Below are 16,410 nucleotides of genomic sequence, written 5' to 3'. Positions count from 1 at the left end.
GAAAGGAGGAAGGGAATTTCAATAGATTATTTACATAGACATATTTATATTCTTATTTTAAAAGGTAGATTTATAGGGAAATTCCTTTTTATCTGTCAAAATATGCGCTTACCAGGGAAATAATAGGGAAACATTATTTCCAATAAGTAATAACCTAAAATTACGAGAAATTAAAATGTACGATTTAGAATAGACATTTTAAAAGGCCTGTTTTATACCGTACATTTTAGGAATAAAGTCCGCCCATATACATTTCTGTTAATGTATGTACTATGTCCTCGAGAGAAAATTCTCGTTCATTTCGTACGATTTCCCATAAAAACATTTCATTTGCAAAGAACCAACTTCTTGCTACTAAAAAACTGTTCAAATCTTTACGCGCTAAACCGCTGTTTTGTGAATATGTAATATCTTGAACAATTCGCTCAATAAATCGTTCTCGAATAGCATCCCATCTGTTCCTGACTTCATTGGATGTACCAATTGCTTCTTCAACAACTTGTAGTAGCTGTCTTTCTATTTCTGCCATTTGTAAAAATGCATGAACTTGCTTTTGAATCATACTATGAGCTTCTTGCTTTGTTACGGGTTGAAAAACACGTTCTGCAATTGTATAAAATTGATTCATTACATCGTCCATTAATACAATGAGTAAATCATCTTTATTTTTAAAGTATACGTAAGCAGTCCCATATCCTGTTTCTGCTTTTTTTATAATTTGGGAAATTGTTGTTTTTTGAAAGCCTTGTTCTATAAATACTTCACGCCCAGCCAATAATAATTTCTTTTTTGTTTCTAGCGAACGGCGTTGTCTTGCTGAAAAAGTATTTTTAGTCATATGTACCACACCTTTATACTGAAATATCAGAAAAATTAATTTCATTGTAGAGGAACCGATAGTAAACTGTCAACTGACATTATGTCATTGACGCTATGTCAGTTTTAGTGATATATTTTTTATTAATTAGAATTAAAAGAAAATTCAAGAGAAGGTGATAGAATGTACACAAAACCATTTGAGCCATCTTATGAGTACGCCCGTCAATGTGATCGTAATGATGAGCTCGCATCGTTTCAACATGAATTTTATAAAAAAGAAGGAACCATTTATTTGGATGGAAATTCACTTGGGCTTCTATCTAAACGAGCTGAGCAGTCTTTATTAACATTACTAGATTCATGGAAACAATTTGGCATTGACGGCTGGACAGAAGGACCGCATCCTTGGTATTTCTTATCTGAGCAATTAGGAGAATTAACTGCGCCTCTTATTGGTGCCACGCCAGAAGAAGTAATTGTAACCGGTTCCACGACGACAAATTTACATCAAGTGGTTGCTACGTTTTTCGAACCGAAAGAAGGAAAAACAAAAATCCTTGCCGATGAGTTAACATTTCCATCTGATATTTATGCTTTGCAAAGCCAAATTCGTTTAAAAGGATTGGACCCTGCTGAGCATCTTGTTCAAGTGAAAAGCAGGGATGGAAGAACGTTAAATGAAGAAGATATTATTGCTGCAATGACAGAAGATATTGCACTTATTGTCCTTCCAGCTGTGTTATATCGAAGTGGTCAAATTTTAAATATGAAATTTCTTACAGAAGAAGCACATAAACGAGGGATTCATATCGGCTTTGATCTTTGCCATTCTATCGGTTCTATTCCGCATCATTTTCAAGAATGGGACGTTGATTTTGCAGTTTGGTGTAATTATAAATATTTAAATGCCGGACCAGGCGGTGTTGGAGGCTTGTACGTAAATAAAAAACATTTTAATCGTCTACCAGGATTAGCGGGTTGGTTTGGCTCTCGAAAAGATAAGCAGTTTGATATGGAGCACGAACTTACACCAGCTGAGCATGCCGGTGCCTATCAAATTGGAACACCGCACGTATTAAGTGTTGCACCGCTTATTGGTTCTTTAGAAATTTTTAAAGAAGCAGGTATAGAGCGCTTACGGAAAAAATCCCTTCATATTACACGTTATATGATAAACCTTATTCAACATGAATTAGCAGATATGGACTTTACACTTGGTAATCCGTTAGAGGATGAAATACGAGGCGGACATATTTATTTAGAACATAAAGAAGCGGCGCGGATTTGTAAAGCATTAAAGGCAAATGGAATTGTTCCTGATTTTCGCGCTCCAAATGGCATTCGTTTAGCTCCTGTCGCGTTATACAATACGTATGAAGAAGTATGGAACGCTGTCCAAATTTTGAAAAAGATTATGGTAGATGAGGAGTATAAACAATTTGAAAATAAACGAGAGGTTGTGGCATAAAGATGAAAGAACACAAATGGATTGATATTTCTCAACCTCTAAATAATAAAATTGCCACTTGGCCTGGCGATACACCTTTTTCCTATGAAGTTTCATGGACAAAAGAGCAAAGCGGCTCGGTTAATGTTGGTAAAATTTCGATGAGTATTCACACCGGCACACATATTGATGCTCCGTTTCACTTCGATAATGATGGTAAAAAAGTAAGTGATCTTGATATTAACATCTACATCGGTCCTGCTCGAATTATAGATGTAACAGGTCTCGAAAGCATCGGAGCAAAAGAACTTGAAAATTATGATTTAGAAGGGGTAAGTAGATTATTATTGCGAACCTTATCAAAAACAAATCCACATGTATTTCCTGAAACGATTCCGTATTTACGTGCAGATCTTGCACCATACCTTCATGAAAAAGGAGTTCGTTTAATTGGTGTTGATGTTCCGTCTGTGGACCCACTTAATGATAAAGAGCTAGCAGCACACCATGAATTATTTAAACACGGTATTCATATTTTAGAAAATGTTGTTTTGGAAAATGTACAAGACGGAGACTATGAACTGATTGCCCTGCCACTTTCACTAACAGATGCAGACGGTAGTCCAGTGCGTGCCGTATTAAAACCATTATAAAAATAAATATATACTGCATAGAGAGGATGTACACATATGACAGAAAATGAAAAAGTGATTATGGAAAAAGGAATTCATACAGATTTTCGTAACAACATGACATACGGAGAGTACTTACAACTAGACAGTTTGCTTTCAAGTCAAAAGCGACTGTCCAATCATCACGACGAAATGTTGTTCATCGTGATTCATCAAGCAAGTGAACTTTGGATGAAATTAATTTTGCATGAGTTAGAAGCAGCTATTGAGTCCATTCAAAATGGAAATCTTGCGCCTGCTTTTAAGATGCTTGCACGCGTTTCAAAAATTCAATCGCAAATTATTCAGTCGTGGGATATTCTTGCGACGCTTACACCGGCAGAATATATTGAATTCCGCGATGCACTCGGTCAATCATCTGGATTTCAATCTTACCAATATCGGATGATTGAATTTGCACTTGGTTATAAAACACCACATATTCTTAAAATCTATGAAAAAGATGAAGAGTTATATACTCGTCTACATAAGGCGTTTCACACACCGAGTTTATATGACGTTGCGATTCAAACGCTTGCTAAAGAAGGTTTTCCAATCAATCCGATTGTGCTTCAACGTGATATTACACAACCATATGAACCAGATGCAACAGTAGAAGCAGCGTGGTTAGAAGTGTACTCAGATGTGAAGAAATACTGGGATTTATATCAATTAGCTGAGAAGCTAATCGATATTGAAGATTGGCTGCAGCAGTGGCGCTTCCGTCATATGAAAACAGTAGAACGTATTATTGGTCATAAGATGGGCACTGGCGGTTCTTCAGGCGTTTCGTATTTAAAACGTGTGCTTGATCAATCATTTTTCCCAGAGCTTTGGGCTATTCGGACAAAACTATAAACGATTAAACAATAAGCATAAAAGTTTTTTCTATGAAAAAGCTTTTATGCTTATTTGCATATTTTTAAATTGAAATTATGCTTTATATTATTGTTATACGAAATAAAGTCACCCCAAAAACGACAAAGCTAGCTTCTTATTTGAAAAAAGATAAGAAGTGAGCTTTTTTGTCTGCTACGATAATGATTGGTTATGTAAGGCACATTTTTATACCAATAATTGTTTTTATGATAACTACATATGAATAGAATTCACTTTTTAGGAATACATAAAATATATACGTACAAGCCTATCCTACTCACTACATCCTTAGTGAAAATAGGATTCTATAAATTTGGAGGAAGATATATGCAAAAAAAAGTTCTCCTATTTACGGATTTGGGAATTGATGATGCGTTTGCTATTTTGTATACCTTTTTTCGTAAAGATATTCAACTTGTAGGGATTGTCGCCGATTATGGAAATGTATCAAGAGAGAATGTTATCAGAAATATTAACTATTTGAAGTACATTGCAGGAAGAGAAGAGATACCTGTATTCCTTGGTGCTTCTGTACCGTTGACAGGTATATTGGTTCAGTATTTCCCCGAGGTACATGGAAAAGTCGGATTAGGACCTATCATTCCCCCTGAAATTTCTTATCCAGTTTATCCCTTAAATGATATTTACCAAGTTATACATTCAAATTTAGAAGATCTTACAATTATCAATTTAGGAAGACTTTCTTCGTTAGCTACAACTTTTGTATTAAATTTAGAAACAATGCGGAACGTAAGGGAATGTATTTGCATGGGCGGAGCTTTTTTTTATCCAGGTAATGTGACTGCTGTAGCTGAAGCTAACTTTTATGCCGATCCTTATGCAGCAAACTTAATTTTGCAGCATGCGAAGAACTTGACAATTATTCCGTTAAATGTAACTCAACATGCGATTGTTACACCCGAAATGGTCCAACAAATCGATGCATTTCATCAGAATACACAGGATCTTGCAGGACTCATCATCAAACCTATGTTAGACTATTATTATAGTTTCTACTCCAAGTCTAATCCCGGTATAAGCGGAAGTCCTATGCATGATTTTGTAACAGTGTGGTATTTGCTGAATCAAGAGGCTGTTAGCCTTTCAAGAGTACCCATTAAAGTAATTCCTGATCAAGGAGAAGGATTTGGTCAAAGCATTGCAGACTTTCGTTTTGTGACTAATCCAGGATATAAAACGCATAATGTAGCTTTTCAGTTGGATTATGAAAGATTCAAGAAGGATATTATAGAAACGTTCTTACAGAAGAGATTGTAACATACTTTATTAACTTCAGATAATCCGGATTATAAAAGTAAACTCAGATTTTCTGAAGTGACTTTTCTAGGTTTCTAGATAGAGTGACTATCCCTAGGGGGATTTGATTAAAAAAATGTTTTAGACTATAGAAAAAAGTCTTAGACTGTTAAAAATAGTTGTAGACTACAGAGGTGTTTTCGTACATGAGAACACCTCTTGTCCTTTTTACTAAGACTGCATCTTCCGGATTACATACATATAGCGGGGTTAAACGTGTACGTGACGAATACACCTTGGGAATGGGTCCGATGGAACAAGTACATGAGTTATATACTTTGCGTTGGCAAATAGAGATTGTCTTTAAAACGTGGAAATCACTCTTCAAAATACACCATTATCGTCATGTAAAACAGGAACGATTAGAGTGCCAATTATATGGAAAGCTAATCGCTATTTTCCTGTGTACCTCTATTATGTTTAAAATGCGCCAACTTCTTTTGCAAAAGAAGAAAAGAGAATTAAGCGAATATAAAGCGATAGGGATGATTCAAGATTATTTATATCTTTTGTATCAAGCTATACAGAAAGACACCCAAGAAATAACAAAGATTCTAATCCGCCTACACCACCTATTACAGAAAAATGGGCGAAAATCTCATCGATATGAGAAGAAAACAGTCTTTGATATTATGGGTGTTGTCTATGAGTATAGTGGGTTTGGAAAACAAAAGAAAGCTGCATAATTTTTGAAATTTGATTGAGGTTTATTTGGCATGCTCATTTTTAAGGACAAAAAGTATTTTAAGAGTTTTTTAATTCATTTGAACGAAAGTTCATTTTGTTTCCGTTCTTAAGTTGATGGGCATGTGACGGTAGCCTAGAAAAAATCTACTCTTTTTTGTTTCTCATTTCAAATTTCGTTATAATAAGTCAAATTAGCGCTAAGTAATTATGGAGGAGTTTAAATTGAACTTACCAGAATTAGAACATACATTGAAAAAGAAGAAAGTAAATGCTTTTCTCGTATATCAAAAAGGAGAAATCGTTAGAGAATATTATAAAACAGAGAAATGTGCACAAAATGTATTTAAAGTTAATTCAATAACAAAAAGTATCATTTCTATTTTAATCGGCATTGCACTTGAAAAAAGATATATCCATAGTATTCATACACCTATTGTTGAGTGGATTCCAAACGCACCAAAAGAAAAACAGCTGTTAACAATGTATCATTTACTAACGATGACAACGGGAGAAGAGTGGAACGAGTTTGGTGACGGTGTTATTTTCCCAAATGATTTCGTAGAATCAAAAAACTGGATTGACTATATTCTTAATAAACCGATTATTGAACAACCAGGGACTAAAATGAATTATAATTCTGGTTCTTCACATGTATTAAGTTATATTTTGCAACTTGCAACAGGGATGTCAACAGCAGTGTTTACTGAGAAATATTTATTTGAACCGTTACATATTACAAACTATGAGTGGCAACAAGATCCACAAGGAATTTTTGTGGGTGGTTTTGGTATGAAAATGAGACCAAAAGATTTGCTGAAAATCGGTCAACTCTGTCTGCAAAACGGCTGTTGGAATGGACAACAACTCGTGTCTTCGAACTGGATCGAACAATCGCAGCAAAACCGATTTATTACGTACAAACATATTGGAGCATATGGATTTCACTGGTGGGTTCTAGATAGAGACACATGCAATGTGCCATATCATACATATTTTGCGATGGGATACGGCGGGCAATATATTTTCATTGTGCCTCAATTAGAACTCACCGCAGTTATTACAAGTCAAATGCCTAAACGGGGTTTAGTACCACTAAAAATGTTTGTGAAATATTTACAAGAAGTGTACTAAAAAAGAGAGGTTTTGTTTCGGAAATTTACAAAACCTCTCACTAAAATTGTACTACATACGATTTTAAAGTCATGATTTATAAACTTCAGCAATGGAATAGAGTTGCCACGCCTTGAAAAAAGCTTCTTCTTTTGGCACGGCATGTTGTTTTTATCTTGGAGTCTCTTTGAATGAAATGTTAATAAATTTTTCTGTTTTCGTTTCAAACTCTACATCAACAAATACTCCAAATTCTTTTCCACTCTTGTCACGCAACCATAACTTAAATTTTTCAACTGATACATTTCCTGTTTTCGGCCTTCTTCCAATATGAAGGTAATCGATAATATCAGCTTGCGGGTATTTTTCTTTCGTCATTTGCACCGCGATCTTTCCCCATTTCGCATATGGAGGCTGTGCATGAACAGCGGAGAAAGGTTTATAAATAAATAATATAATTGCAGCAAGGCTGATACATATAATTAATCGAGTATATAACCGTGTCATCTTAAAGCTCCTTTATAGCATTTTTTATAGTGTTTACATTTAGGCATATTCATATGAATGTGCCTTTTTTTGTCTTCGTTACATAAAACCGCATGATTTACAAAAAATAACCTTGAAATCATCGTCATATTCAAGGAGGTTGAACTATGCAGCGTAAAGCTTTCTTCAAAGTGCCGCTTCTGCTTATTACAGCGGCGATTACTTTGTTGGTAAGTAGTGTTCATGAGAAGGAGGTAGGGGCTTTTTCAAATCAAATTATCCAAAAAGGAGCTTCTGGGGAAGATGTAATCGAGCTACAATCAAGACTGAAATACATTGGATTTTACACTGGCAAAGTAGATGGTGTCTTTGGGTGGGGTACATATTGGGCACTTCGAAATTTCCAACAAAAATTCGGGTTAAAGGTTGATGGACTTGCTGGTGCAACAACAAAACAAAAGCTCGTAAAAGCTACCAAATATGAAAAGCAACCAAGTAACACAGCGAACAACCAAGGTAATAAACCGTCACAAAATAATAAACCAGCACAAAATAAAGGCACAAATGTTCCGAATGGATACTCGCAAAATGACATTAAAATCTTGGCAAATGCTGTATATGGTGAATCACGCGGTGAACCTTATATCGGACAAGTTGCCGTTGCAGCTGTTATTTTGAATCGCGTAAGCAGTTCATCTTTTCCAAACACAGTCGCAGGCGTTATTTATGAGCCGCGTGCGTTTACTGCTGTTGCAGACGGCCAGATCAATTTAACACCAAATGAAACAGCAAAAAAAGCTGTACTTGATGCAATTAACGGATGGGATCCATCTGGAGGAGCGCTTTATTACTTTAATCCGGATACAGCAACAAGTAAATGGATTTGGAGCCGCCCGCAAATTAAGAAAATTGGAAGACACATTTTTTGTCACTAGTTAGGAGGTGGATGAGATATGTTTAGAGGTTTACTTATTGTTTTATTAACAATCGGAGTTGTAGGCACAGGATATTGGGGATATAAAGAGCACCAAGAGAAAAATGCGGTCTTAATTCACGCTGAAAATAACTACCAGCGGGCTTTCCATGATTTAGCCTATCAAGTCGATTTATTACATGACAAAATCGGGACAACATTAGCAATGAATTCACGCACATCATTATCACCTGCATTAGCCGATGTGTGGCGCATCACATCTCAAGCTCATTCTGATATTGGCCAATTACCACTTACATTACTCCCATTTAATAAAACAGAAGAATTTCTATCAAATATCGGAGAATTTAGTTACCGTACAGCTATACGTGATTTAGATAAAGAACCGCTGAATGACCAAGAATATAATACACTTCAGCAACTATATAGTAACGCGGCAAATATTCAAGATGAACTGCGTAAAGTACAGCATCTTGCCTTAAAAAACAATCTACGTTGGATGGATGTTGAACTAGCGCTTGCTTCTAATAAAAATCCAGCTGATAACACGATTATAGATGGATTTAAAACAGTAGAAAAAAACAGTAACTCTTATTCACAAAGCCCTTTTGGACCAACGTTTACAAGTTTGCAGACAGAAAAAAAGGGTGAAACGCACATATCCGGTCCAATAATTTCAAAAGAACAAGCAATAAATATCGCAAAATCTTTCCTTAGCTTAAAGGGATCTGAAACGATTTCTGCTGAAAAAAGCGGCAAAGGAGCAAAAGAAAAATTTTATAGCATTACAGTAAAAGATCCTAAGACAAATAGTGAAACGAATATGGATATTACGGAAAAAGGCGGCTATCCAATTTGGGTCATGAACAACCGTGAAGTAAAAGAACAAAAAATCAGTTTAAATGAAGCAGGAGAAAAGGGGCTTTCCTTTTTAAAACAAAATAAATTTAAAAATATGGAGTTATATGAAAGCTCACAATACGACTCTATCGGTGTTTTCACATTCGTAACGAATCGGGACAACGTACGTATATATCCCGAATCCATCCAAATGAAAATTGCGCTTGATGACGGTTCGATTGTTGGTTTCTCTGCTAGAGACTATTTAGCTTCACGTAAAGATATAAAAATTCCAAAACCAACATTATCGGTTTCGGATGCACGAAAGAAAATTAATCCGAATTTAAAAGTTATGGAAGAGCGTGAAGCAATCGTTGTAAATGACTTGCATAAAGAGGTACTATGTTATGAATTTTTAGGGACACTTGGAAAAGACACCTATCAAATCTTTATTAATGCTAATAGTGGTACCGAAGAAAAAGTGAAAAAACTACAAAGTGTAGAACAAATTTTTGATTAATGAATAGGAGTGATACCTTTGAGGAAACCCTTATACTTTTGTATCTGTTTGCTTCTATTAGCAAGTTGCAGTACAAAAAAGAATGATAACGCAGCAAATCCAAAACCAACTTCAAATGCAAATCAATATACAACAAAAAACGTAACATATAAAGAAAATACACGTAAATCAGAAGAAACAAAAGCTGATCATCTTGCAAATATTGCTTCAAATATACCAGGTGTAAAAGGTGCAACAGCTGTTGTTCTTGGTAAGTATTCCATTGTTGGTATTGATGTAGGTGCTAAGTTAGATCGTACAAGAGTAGAAACAATTAAATACTCAGTTGCAGAGAGCTTAAAACATGATCCACAAGGTTCTAATGCAGTTGTAGTGGCCGATTTAGATACGTACGAGCGTTTAAAACAAATTGGAAAGCGTATTAAAGAAGGAAAAGCTGGCGAAGGAATTCTTGATGAACTTGCGGCAATCGTTGGACGTGCGATGCCGCAAGTGCCTAATGATTTATTAGAAAACAAAAAGACGAATCCAGTTAAAGAAAATAATCAACAATTACCAAAATATGAACAAAATGAATTAAAACAAGAACAAGTCGATCAATCGAATCAACAATTAAAACGATAAAACAATCCCCCGTGTAATGCAGCACGGGGATTGTTTTATCGTTTTGAAAACTGAAAATTTCCTTTATTACTAAAAATGTTATATGATTTTACATGGAAGGAAACATATGTTTTTATAACTGGGGGAATTTATGTTATGCAAATGAATCAATCTATTCAACTCGTTCCATATACAGAGGAATATAAAGAAACTTTTCAAACCTATACTTTACCCGAAGAACAAGTACAATTTACTGCTCATCCAATGGAACTATTAAATCATGCGAAGCAGGATCCAACTCGAAATCCTATTGTTATTTTAGCTGATGACAAGCCAGTAGGTATTTTTTCCTTACAATCAGGAAGTCGTGTGCAAGAATATACAACGAAAGAAAAGTCTTTGTTACTCACTTCATTTTCGATTAATTACACTGAACAAGGAAACGGGTATGCAAAACGCGCACTGCAACTGCTACCAAATTATGTAGGTTTATACTTTCCAAACATAGAAGAAATCGTATTGGCAGTCAATGAAAAAAATATTCCTGCGCAAAAATTATACATAACAGTTGGTTTTGAAGATAGAGGACAGCGTCGAATGGGGCCGATTGGGCCTCAGCTCGTTTTATATTTACCTGTCAACAAAGCATCAGTTAAACGCTATGTGTTTTAAAATAGTAAATCTGTAAAAGTTTTGAGCGAGAAGGAATAGTCAACCACAAGCTTTTTGTATGGATTCTAATTGTTATGATTGAAATTAGAGTTTTGTTATATGAGAGTTTGATGTTATTGGAAATTTAGATATAAATTAATTTCTACTTAATACTCATTGAATGCTAAAATAGTGAAGTGGTAGCTTCATTCGAGACAAGTACTAGGTAGAACTTATTGGTGGAAAAGAAACAACTAATTTTGTAAAGTCCTTTAATTTTTATGTGCGAATGTAAAGCGCACATAAAATTCCAAGGGGATTCGCACCTGAATTTTCACGATTTACGATTGAATTTTATGATTTTCTGTAAAGGTTTTTAATTTTATTAAAGAAAATAACTGGTTTTTATACAGAATTTACGTATTTGCGTGTTATTTTGAACAAAAATCGCTGTCGCATCCCTCATAGGATGCGTGGATTGAAATATTGCTACACTTTTCCCGGAACCCGAAACGCCAAGTTGCATCCTTCATAGGGTGCGTGGATTGAAATTGTTTTGTATATGAATAACTAACATACTTAAAAAGTCGCATCCTTCATAGGGTGCATGGATTGAAATTCTACAAAATTTAAATTGTATTACAATAAGGCTTTTTGTATTCATCATGAATGTATAGATGAAAAAATGCTTACTTGCACTTATCTACTTGGATAAAGATAAGATACTTACTCACGTTAAAAATTCATATAGACGCAGTAATTTGAGGCACACCATAATACTTAGTTTTTTCACAATCGCACTAAAAGATATAATTTAACAACCATTTTTAAACCCTTCATTAAACATCTTGTTTATCACTCAGATATTTTCTAATTTTAAAATAATCATTTCTTGTCAATTATCACTCCACTTTTTTTGTTTACTTCTTAGCATGAATAGGATTAAGATGTTTTATAAGCATGTTATTGTATAGCTGAATGCATATATACAAAACAGAAAAATACCATTATGCTATAGAAGTTAGAAAGCTGAAAGGGATTGAGAATTGTGAGAAAACTTGATGTACTGTTAATGGTGCTCAGCGCCCTATTCCCAGTTACAGGTTTAATGAAACAAATGCCCCTACAATTATCATTATATATAGGTGGTTTATTATTTTTAACTAGTTTTGGGAGCTATCATGCCAAACGAATGCATTCACGAATATTTAGTTGGGTAGCATACGCAGCATTTATTACACTCTTGATGTCAATTTGGAATCAATACATAACAGTTGATTCTTTAATTGCGAACGCAAAAATCGCTGCATGTATTGCTGTCATCCCGTTTTTATTCCGATTCCGTACATATGCGATTACACTAGGACTTCTTGCATTATGGGGCGTAATGCTTTGGGATGCAAAGCAAATTCAATCACTAGCAGTTCTTCAGCGCATGATGAACCTACTTACAACAGAACGGTTGTATTTAGTCATTTTAGTGGCAGGCTTCTTACTCGGCGGTTTGCTTGCAAACGCGCTGCACCGTGATAACGGAAAGCAAGAAAAAACAAGCGCATTTCAACAAAAAAAGAAGCGAATGAGACCTACATTTAAAATTCGCATTCCGAGTTTACCGAGATTAAAATTTAAAATGCTAAAGTTCGGTAAAAAATCTTCTAAACAGAGAGACACTCGCACGTATGAACGAAATCATCAAGAAGCAGCACCAACTTATCATACAACGCCAACAGAGCAACATAATGATATTGGAACAGCACAAGGACAAACGAGAATGGAACGAAGAAAAAATCGTTATAATGCATAGAGAATGTTCTTTTACAACGAAAAAACCCGTAATGTCTACAAATAATCGATAGGCATTACGGGTTTTTTCGTTGTAATAATATACATATTAATTATCATAAATTTGAACAAGAATAAATATAAAAGCGCGTTTTTGTAAAAAATAGCCGTTGTCCAATTAGAATGAATATTTTATAGTTAAATATATAGAAAAAATTAACAATGGGAGGGCGTCATGAAAGATAATTATGTACTCTCCTTTTTGCAACCGCAATATCCAAATTTAGCCGAGATTGCATATAGCATAGAAAAGAACATCTACGAAGATCCACATGAAGCAATTGTGAAAGCTTGCCTATTTCTTGAAGCTGTAGTAAATGAAATTTGGGATCAAGAAAAATTACAAAGCGTATATGAGATAAAGTACGTTCAGCGCATACAAAAATTATTTCGTGAAGGAATTATTGATGAAACATTCCGTGGTTATTTTGATTTAATCCGTTCCATAGGCAATAAGGCTGCTCATGATGTCCATTACGGCAGTATGGTGGATTCTATGCGAATCTATCGTATTGTTTTTAAAGTTGCTGTTTGGTTTATGGAGTCATATGGCGATGAAGGATTTCAAGCTCCGGGCTATCGAGCTCCAGAGGTCCCGCAACAGACAGCGGAGAATCATAACGATGAATTAACAGAACTATTAAGTAAAACAGTAGAAGTAGCGATTGAAAAATCCATTCAAACAACGATACAAGAAGTATTCGCACATATGATGATGCAACAAGCGATGTTTAATGTCGATCTCAAAAAGCAAGAAGAAACAGAAATTGTTACTTCAAATGAAGAAAAAACAGAACAAGCACTTGATGCACCTTTTGATTTAGACGCATATTTTCAAAAACACAATGTAAATGTAATTGACAAACGTGAAATTGGAGGCACATTGTGGGTTCTTGGCGGTTGGGAGTTAAATGAAGTTTTATTCCCATTAAAAGAAAAGAAAATATTCTTCCGCTATAAGGAAAAAGGAAACCGGATAACAAGAGGAAAGCCAGCTTGGTTTTTATTTGGTTCATACATTACAAATGGAAAATCAAAAATAACAACAAAACAAGATGTAAAGCAAGAGCAGACAAAAACAACAAAGTTTAATCTTATGGCATATTTGAAAAAACACAATGTTGAAATGATAGATAAACGCAACCGCGGCGGAGCATTATGGATCATCGGCGGTTGGGAGCTTAACGAAATTTTATTCCCTCTAAAAGAACATAGCATTTATTTCCGCTATATGGCGAAAGGGAATCGGGCGACAAAGTATAAACCGGCTTGGTTTTTGATGGGGAAATGATGTAGAGGAAGGTACATTTTACTATTAGATGTACCTTTTTTATGTGATCATTTGTATACTTATTTTATATAATTTTCACCATCAACAATTATTACTAGAGGATTTTCTCATTAACTAGAAAATAAACTACAATAAAAACAAAGGAGCGATCACTTTTGAAAAAAATAAAAATCCCTACGTTAAAAAAAGAATTAAAAGAATATGACCAGACAGAACTAATTACGCTAATTGTTGACTTATTTAAGATGAATAAAGAAGTGCAACAATATTTATCTAGTAAATTTTTAGGTGATGAAGTAAACGAAGACTTACATAAACAATTACGAAAGAAAATTGAAAATGAATTTTTCCCAGAGCGTAGTTTACCAAAATTAAGACTTGCTGATTTAGAAAAAATGATTCTCAGCTTTCAAAAAACAACAGATGATCCGATCAGAACAATCGATTTAATGTTGTATTATGTAGAAATGGGTGTAGATTTTACAAGATCGTATGGAGATATAGGTGGAAAATTTTATAATAAACTTTTATCCATGTTTGCAAAATTAGTAGATTTATGTGAAGAAGATGAATCTTACTATACACCATATGCTGAGAGATTATCTAACCTTTTAAGTAATAGCATGGAAATCGCTTGGGGATTTCCTGAAGAATTAAGTGAGTTATATTATTGTATCCCTTGGTTAGAAGAGGAAGAGGAAGAGGAATAAGAATTTGACCGATTACAGAATTTGCGATACGAGAAAGCCCATGTAGGACTTTAGTGCGCCTTTAGGCATGGGATGAAAGTATTGCTTTTTGAATAAAAACATTCGTTCTGTTATCATAAAGCCATAGTCATGCAAAAGACTCTAAAACAATTATGTTCTCTGAAAAACGAATATTGTATGAGGTTGCACGAATCAATTTCATTTCGTGTGTAAAACAATATGTGTCGTCAAGAACAAGACGTTAAAACATGGTGGAGAATCCAAAAAGCTGTACGGTATGGTAACAGTACCGTAGCCCACGAACCTATACGGTCTGTCGTGGGAGTGGTGATGGCACACCGCAATCTTGCACGTCAGCGATATCAGAAATGAATTTCGCCTTTGGTAGCAAGAATCCCACTGACGTTAGTCAGCTTGCCCCTTTAGGGGTGGGAGTGTCAATACCTAATAAAAATACATTGATAGAGGAGAAACAATGCTAAAACACCTACAAAAAGCAATCAATCATTTAACTGAAGGAGAAGCAAGGGAACTACTCTTCAAGACACTCACACAACTTCACTCACTAGAAACAAATTTTAATAAGGAAACATTAACTTCACTTACAAATACACCGAAAGAACTGATAGAACAGTATATTCAAAAAACTGATATTACGAAAGGCAAACATGTTCATGTTGTTTTTGGCCATTCCGCAGCAGGATCTCTAAAATATGCCTTAAAAACAGCCAATATTCACGATGAGCATGTTCTATTGTTTTCCGATGCTTTTTCTGTTGGACCTCTTTTTCATTTAGATGAAGAAGAAGGGCAAGTTGCACGGCAGCAATGGCTACAGGAGAAAATACCATTAGAAGATTACGGTTATGAGGAATACTTGCCAGAAATGAAAGAAGCTCTGGGGAAATTATATGCAATCCCATCTCATGTTTCAATTACAATTTGGACAGGAAATAATGCTTACGAACATGTAGGGCTTACTTTTGTATTATTTTTATTGAGAGCTGCTACTAATGATTTATATGTCATAAATACAGCTGACGGCTTCGATAAGTTGTTTCACAAACCAAACTTAGATTACACTGTCCGCCATACTGGAGAAATTGTTCCTGAAAAGTTAATCGCAATACGCGAAAGCTACAAAGAATCATCTCCTCTAACAAAAGAAGAGCGACAAACACTTGAAAATGAATGGGAAACATTACGTGAAGAGCACGCAGTTTTACGTATATGGGAGAATAATTGTGTTGTTTCTGTTCCAGAAGATTATATTGATGATTTCATCGTACAATGTGCTAGAAGTTTAGAAACTGATGGATTTACAAATCAATTTTATAAATCTGCTCGATTAGTTGGGGAGGTTTTAGGACATTTTGAACAATATGTAGGAGATGATTTCATTGAATATCGTTTAAAAACATTAATTAAACAAGGTATTTTTCTTATGAAAGGCTCTTTGCATTCCATGAGGTTTTATAGCGTACGATTAGCACAGCCGGAAAAATGATAGCGAATGAAAGGAGGCGTCTATGTGAACATCTCCTTTTTCATTTTCATATGAAAAGTAATATATAATTGCAACTTTCTAGACTTTTATAAA

15 protein-coding genes and 1 pseudogene are annotated in these 16,410 nt (G+C 34.8%); 14 read left to right on the top strand and 2 right to left on the bottom strand.

Annotated elements, in window-relative coordinates; genetic code table 11:
• Nucleotides 1-226 precede the first annotated feature (226 nt).
• Nucleotides 227-838 carry a TetR/AcrR family transcriptional regulator gene (locus Q9306_RS09080; RefSeq protein WP_306197461.1) on the bottom strand — a complete coding sequence of 204 codons (612 nt, stop codon included), beginning with the start codon at nucleotides 836-838 and terminating at the stop codon, nucleotides 227-229.
• A gap of 162 nt (nucleotides 839-1,000) precedes the next feature.
• Here Q9306_RS09080 and kynU point away from each other — a divergent pair, with 162 nt between their 5' ends.
• From kynU to Q9306_RS09050, 6 genes and pseudogenes are all read left to right on the top strand, one after another.
• A complete protein-coding gene (gene kynU / locus Q9306_RS09075) occupies nucleotides 1,001-2,287 on the top strand; it encodes a kynureninase (RefSeq protein WP_306197459.1) in 1,287 nt (428 codons plus the stop codon).
• Between the two features lie 2 nt (nucleotides 2,288-2,289).
• Complete coding sequence (gene kynB / locus Q9306_RS09070; RefSeq protein ID WP_306197456.1) at nucleotides 2,290-2,919, top strand: arylformamidase; 630 nt, start codon at nucleotides 2,290-2,292, stop codon at nucleotides 2,917-2,919.
• Nucleotides 2,920-2,955: 36 nt separating this feature from the next.
• The gene (gene kynA, locus Q9306_RS09065; RefSeq protein ID WP_306197454.1) at nucleotides 2,956-3,795 is read left to right on the top strand and encodes a tryptophan 2,3-dioxygenase; all 840 of its coding nucleotides are present in this window, start codon (nucleotides 2,956-2,958) and stop codon (nucleotides 3,793-3,795) included.
• Nucleotides 3,796-4,143: 348 nt separating this feature from the next.
• Entirely contained in the window at nucleotides 4,144-5,094 is a 951-nt protein-coding gene (locus Q9306_RS09060; protein WP_306197452.1) for a nucleoside hydrolase, read from the top strand.
• A gap of 240 nt (nucleotides 5,095-5,334) precedes the next feature.
• Nucleotides 5,335-5,819 (top strand): annotated as a pseudogene (locus Q9306_RS09055) (transposase); the annotation flags it as partial.
• A gap of 208 nt (nucleotides 5,820-6,027) precedes the next feature.
• Nucleotides 6,028-6,951, top strand: a complete 924-nt coding sequence (locus Q9306_RS09050) for a serine hydrolase domain-containing protein (RefSeq protein ID WP_371932363.1) — start codon at nucleotides 6,028-6,030, stop codon at nucleotides 6,949-6,951.
• A gap of 150 nt (nucleotides 6,952-7,101) precedes the next feature.
• On the opposite strand, the gene Q9306_RS09045 is transcribed toward Q9306_RS09050, so the two are convergent.
• Complete coding sequence (locus Q9306_RS09045; protein ID WP_020063135.1) at nucleotides 7,102-7,437, bottom strand: YqzG/YhdC family protein; 336 nt, start codon at nucleotides 7,435-7,437, stop codon at nucleotides 7,102-7,104.
• Between the two features lie 146 nt (nucleotides 7,438-7,583).
• On the opposite strand from Q9306_RS09045, the gene sleB reads away from it, so the two are divergent.
• The 8 genes from sleB (at nucleotide 7,584) to Q9306_RS09005 (ending at nucleotide 16,317) form a co-directional block, all read left to right on the top strand.
• Complete coding sequence (gene sleB, locus Q9306_RS09040) at nucleotides 7,584-8,351, top strand: spore cortex-lytic enzyme (RefSeq protein WP_306197447.1); 768 nt, start codon at nucleotides 7,584-7,586, stop codon at nucleotides 8,349-8,351.
• 18 nt (nucleotides 8,352-8,369) lie between these two features.
• A complete protein-coding gene (ypeB, locus tag Q9306_RS09035; protein WP_306197445.1) occupies nucleotides 8,370-9,710 on the top strand; it encodes a germination protein YpeB in 1,341 nt (446 codons plus the stop codon).
• Between the two features lie 18 nt (nucleotides 9,711-9,728).
• Entirely contained in the window at nucleotides 9,729-10,334 is a 606-nt protein-coding gene (locus Q9306_RS09030) for a YhcN/YlaJ family sporulation lipoprotein (protein WP_306197443.1), read from the top strand.
• A gap of 135 nt (nucleotides 10,335-10,469) precedes the next feature.
• Nucleotides 10,470-10,985, top strand: coding sequence for a GNAT family N-acetyltransferase (locus Q9306_RS09025; protein ID WP_371932362.1), 516 nt, complete (start codon nucleotides 10,470-10,472; stop codon nucleotides 10,983-10,985).
• A 1,027-nt stretch (nucleotides 10,986-12,012) separates the two neighbouring features.
• Nucleotides 12,013-12,771: a DUF3959 family protein gene (locus tag Q9306_RS09020; protein WP_306197441.1), complete on the top strand. Its 759-nt coding sequence runs from the start codon at nucleotides 12,013-12,015 to the stop codon at nucleotides 12,769-12,771.
• Nucleotides 12,772-12,984: 213 nt separating this feature from the next.
• Entirely contained in the window at nucleotides 12,985-14,100 is a 1,116-nt protein-coding gene (locus Q9306_RS09015; RefSeq protein WP_306197439.1) for a DUF4145 domain-containing protein, read from the top strand.
• A 155-nt stretch (nucleotides 14,101-14,255) separates the two neighbouring features.
• Entirely contained in the window at nucleotides 14,256-14,810 is a 555-nt protein-coding gene (locus Q9306_RS09010) for a DUF6155 family protein (RefSeq protein ID WP_306197437.1), read from the top strand.
• A 475-nt stretch (nucleotides 14,811-15,285) separates the two neighbouring features.
• On the top strand, nucleotides 15,286-16,317 hold the full coding sequence (locus Q9306_RS09005; protein WP_306197435.1) for a DUF1835 domain-containing protein: 1,032 nt from the start codon (nucleotides 15,286-15,288) through the stop codon (nucleotides 16,315-16,317).
• Nucleotides 16,318-16,410: the final 93 nt, after the last annotated feature.

The organism is Bacillus multifaciens (genome assembly GCF_030756675.1).
Lineage (GTDB): Bacteria > Bacillota > Bacilli > Bacillales > Bacillaceae_G > Bacillus_A > Bacillus_A multifaciens.
Note: the sequence above shows the minus strand (reverse complement) of the source record. Positions and strands in the feature narration are given on the sequence as shown.

Bases quoted from the DNA above. Each gene is read 5' to 3' on its own strand.
- kynA (WP_306197454.1), top strand. From the start codon at position 2,956: ATGACAGAAAATGAAAAAGTGATTATGGAAAAAGGAATTCATACAGAT.
- kynU (WP_306197459.1), top strand. From the start codon at position 1,001: ATGTACACAAAACCATTTGAGCCATCTTATGAGTACGCCCGTCAATGT.
- Q9306_RS09045 (WP_020063135.1), bottom strand. From the start codon at position 7,437: ATGACACGGTTATATACTCGATTAATTATATGTATCAGCCTTGCTGCA.
- Q9306_RS09025 (WP_371932362.1), top strand. From the start codon at position 10,470: ATGCAAATGAATCAATCTATTCAACTCGTTCCATATACAGAGGAATAT.
- sleB (WP_306197447.1), top strand. From the start codon at position 7,584: ATGCAGCGTAAAGCTTTCTTCAAAGTGCCGCTTCTGCTTATTACAGCG.
- Q9306_RS09050 (WP_371932363.1), top strand. From the start codon at position 6,028: ATGGAGGAGTTTAAATTGAACTTACCAGAATTAGAACATACATTGAAA.
- Q9306_RS09080 (WP_306197461.1), bottom strand. From the start codon at position 838: ATGACTAAAAATACTTTTTCAGCAAGACAACGCCGTTCGCTAGAAACA.
- Q9306_RS09015 (WP_306197439.1), top strand. From the start codon at position 12,985: ATGAAAGATAATTATGTACTCTCCTTTTTGCAACCGCAATATCCAAAT.
- Q9306_RS09060 (WP_306197452.1), top strand. From the start codon at position 4,144: ATGCAAAAAAAAGTTCTCCTATTTACGGATTTGGGAATTGATGATGCG.
- ypeB (WP_306197445.1), top strand. From the start codon at position 8,370: ATGTTTAGAGGTTTACTTATTGTTTTATTAACAATCGGAGTTGTAGGC.
- kynB (WP_306197456.1), top strand. From the start codon at position 2,290: ATGAAAGAACACAAATGGATTGATATTTCTCAACCTCTAAATAATAAA.
- Q9306_RS09005 (WP_306197435.1), top strand. From the start codon at position 15,286: ATGCTAAAACACCTACAAAAAGCAATCAATCATTTAACTGAAGGAGAA.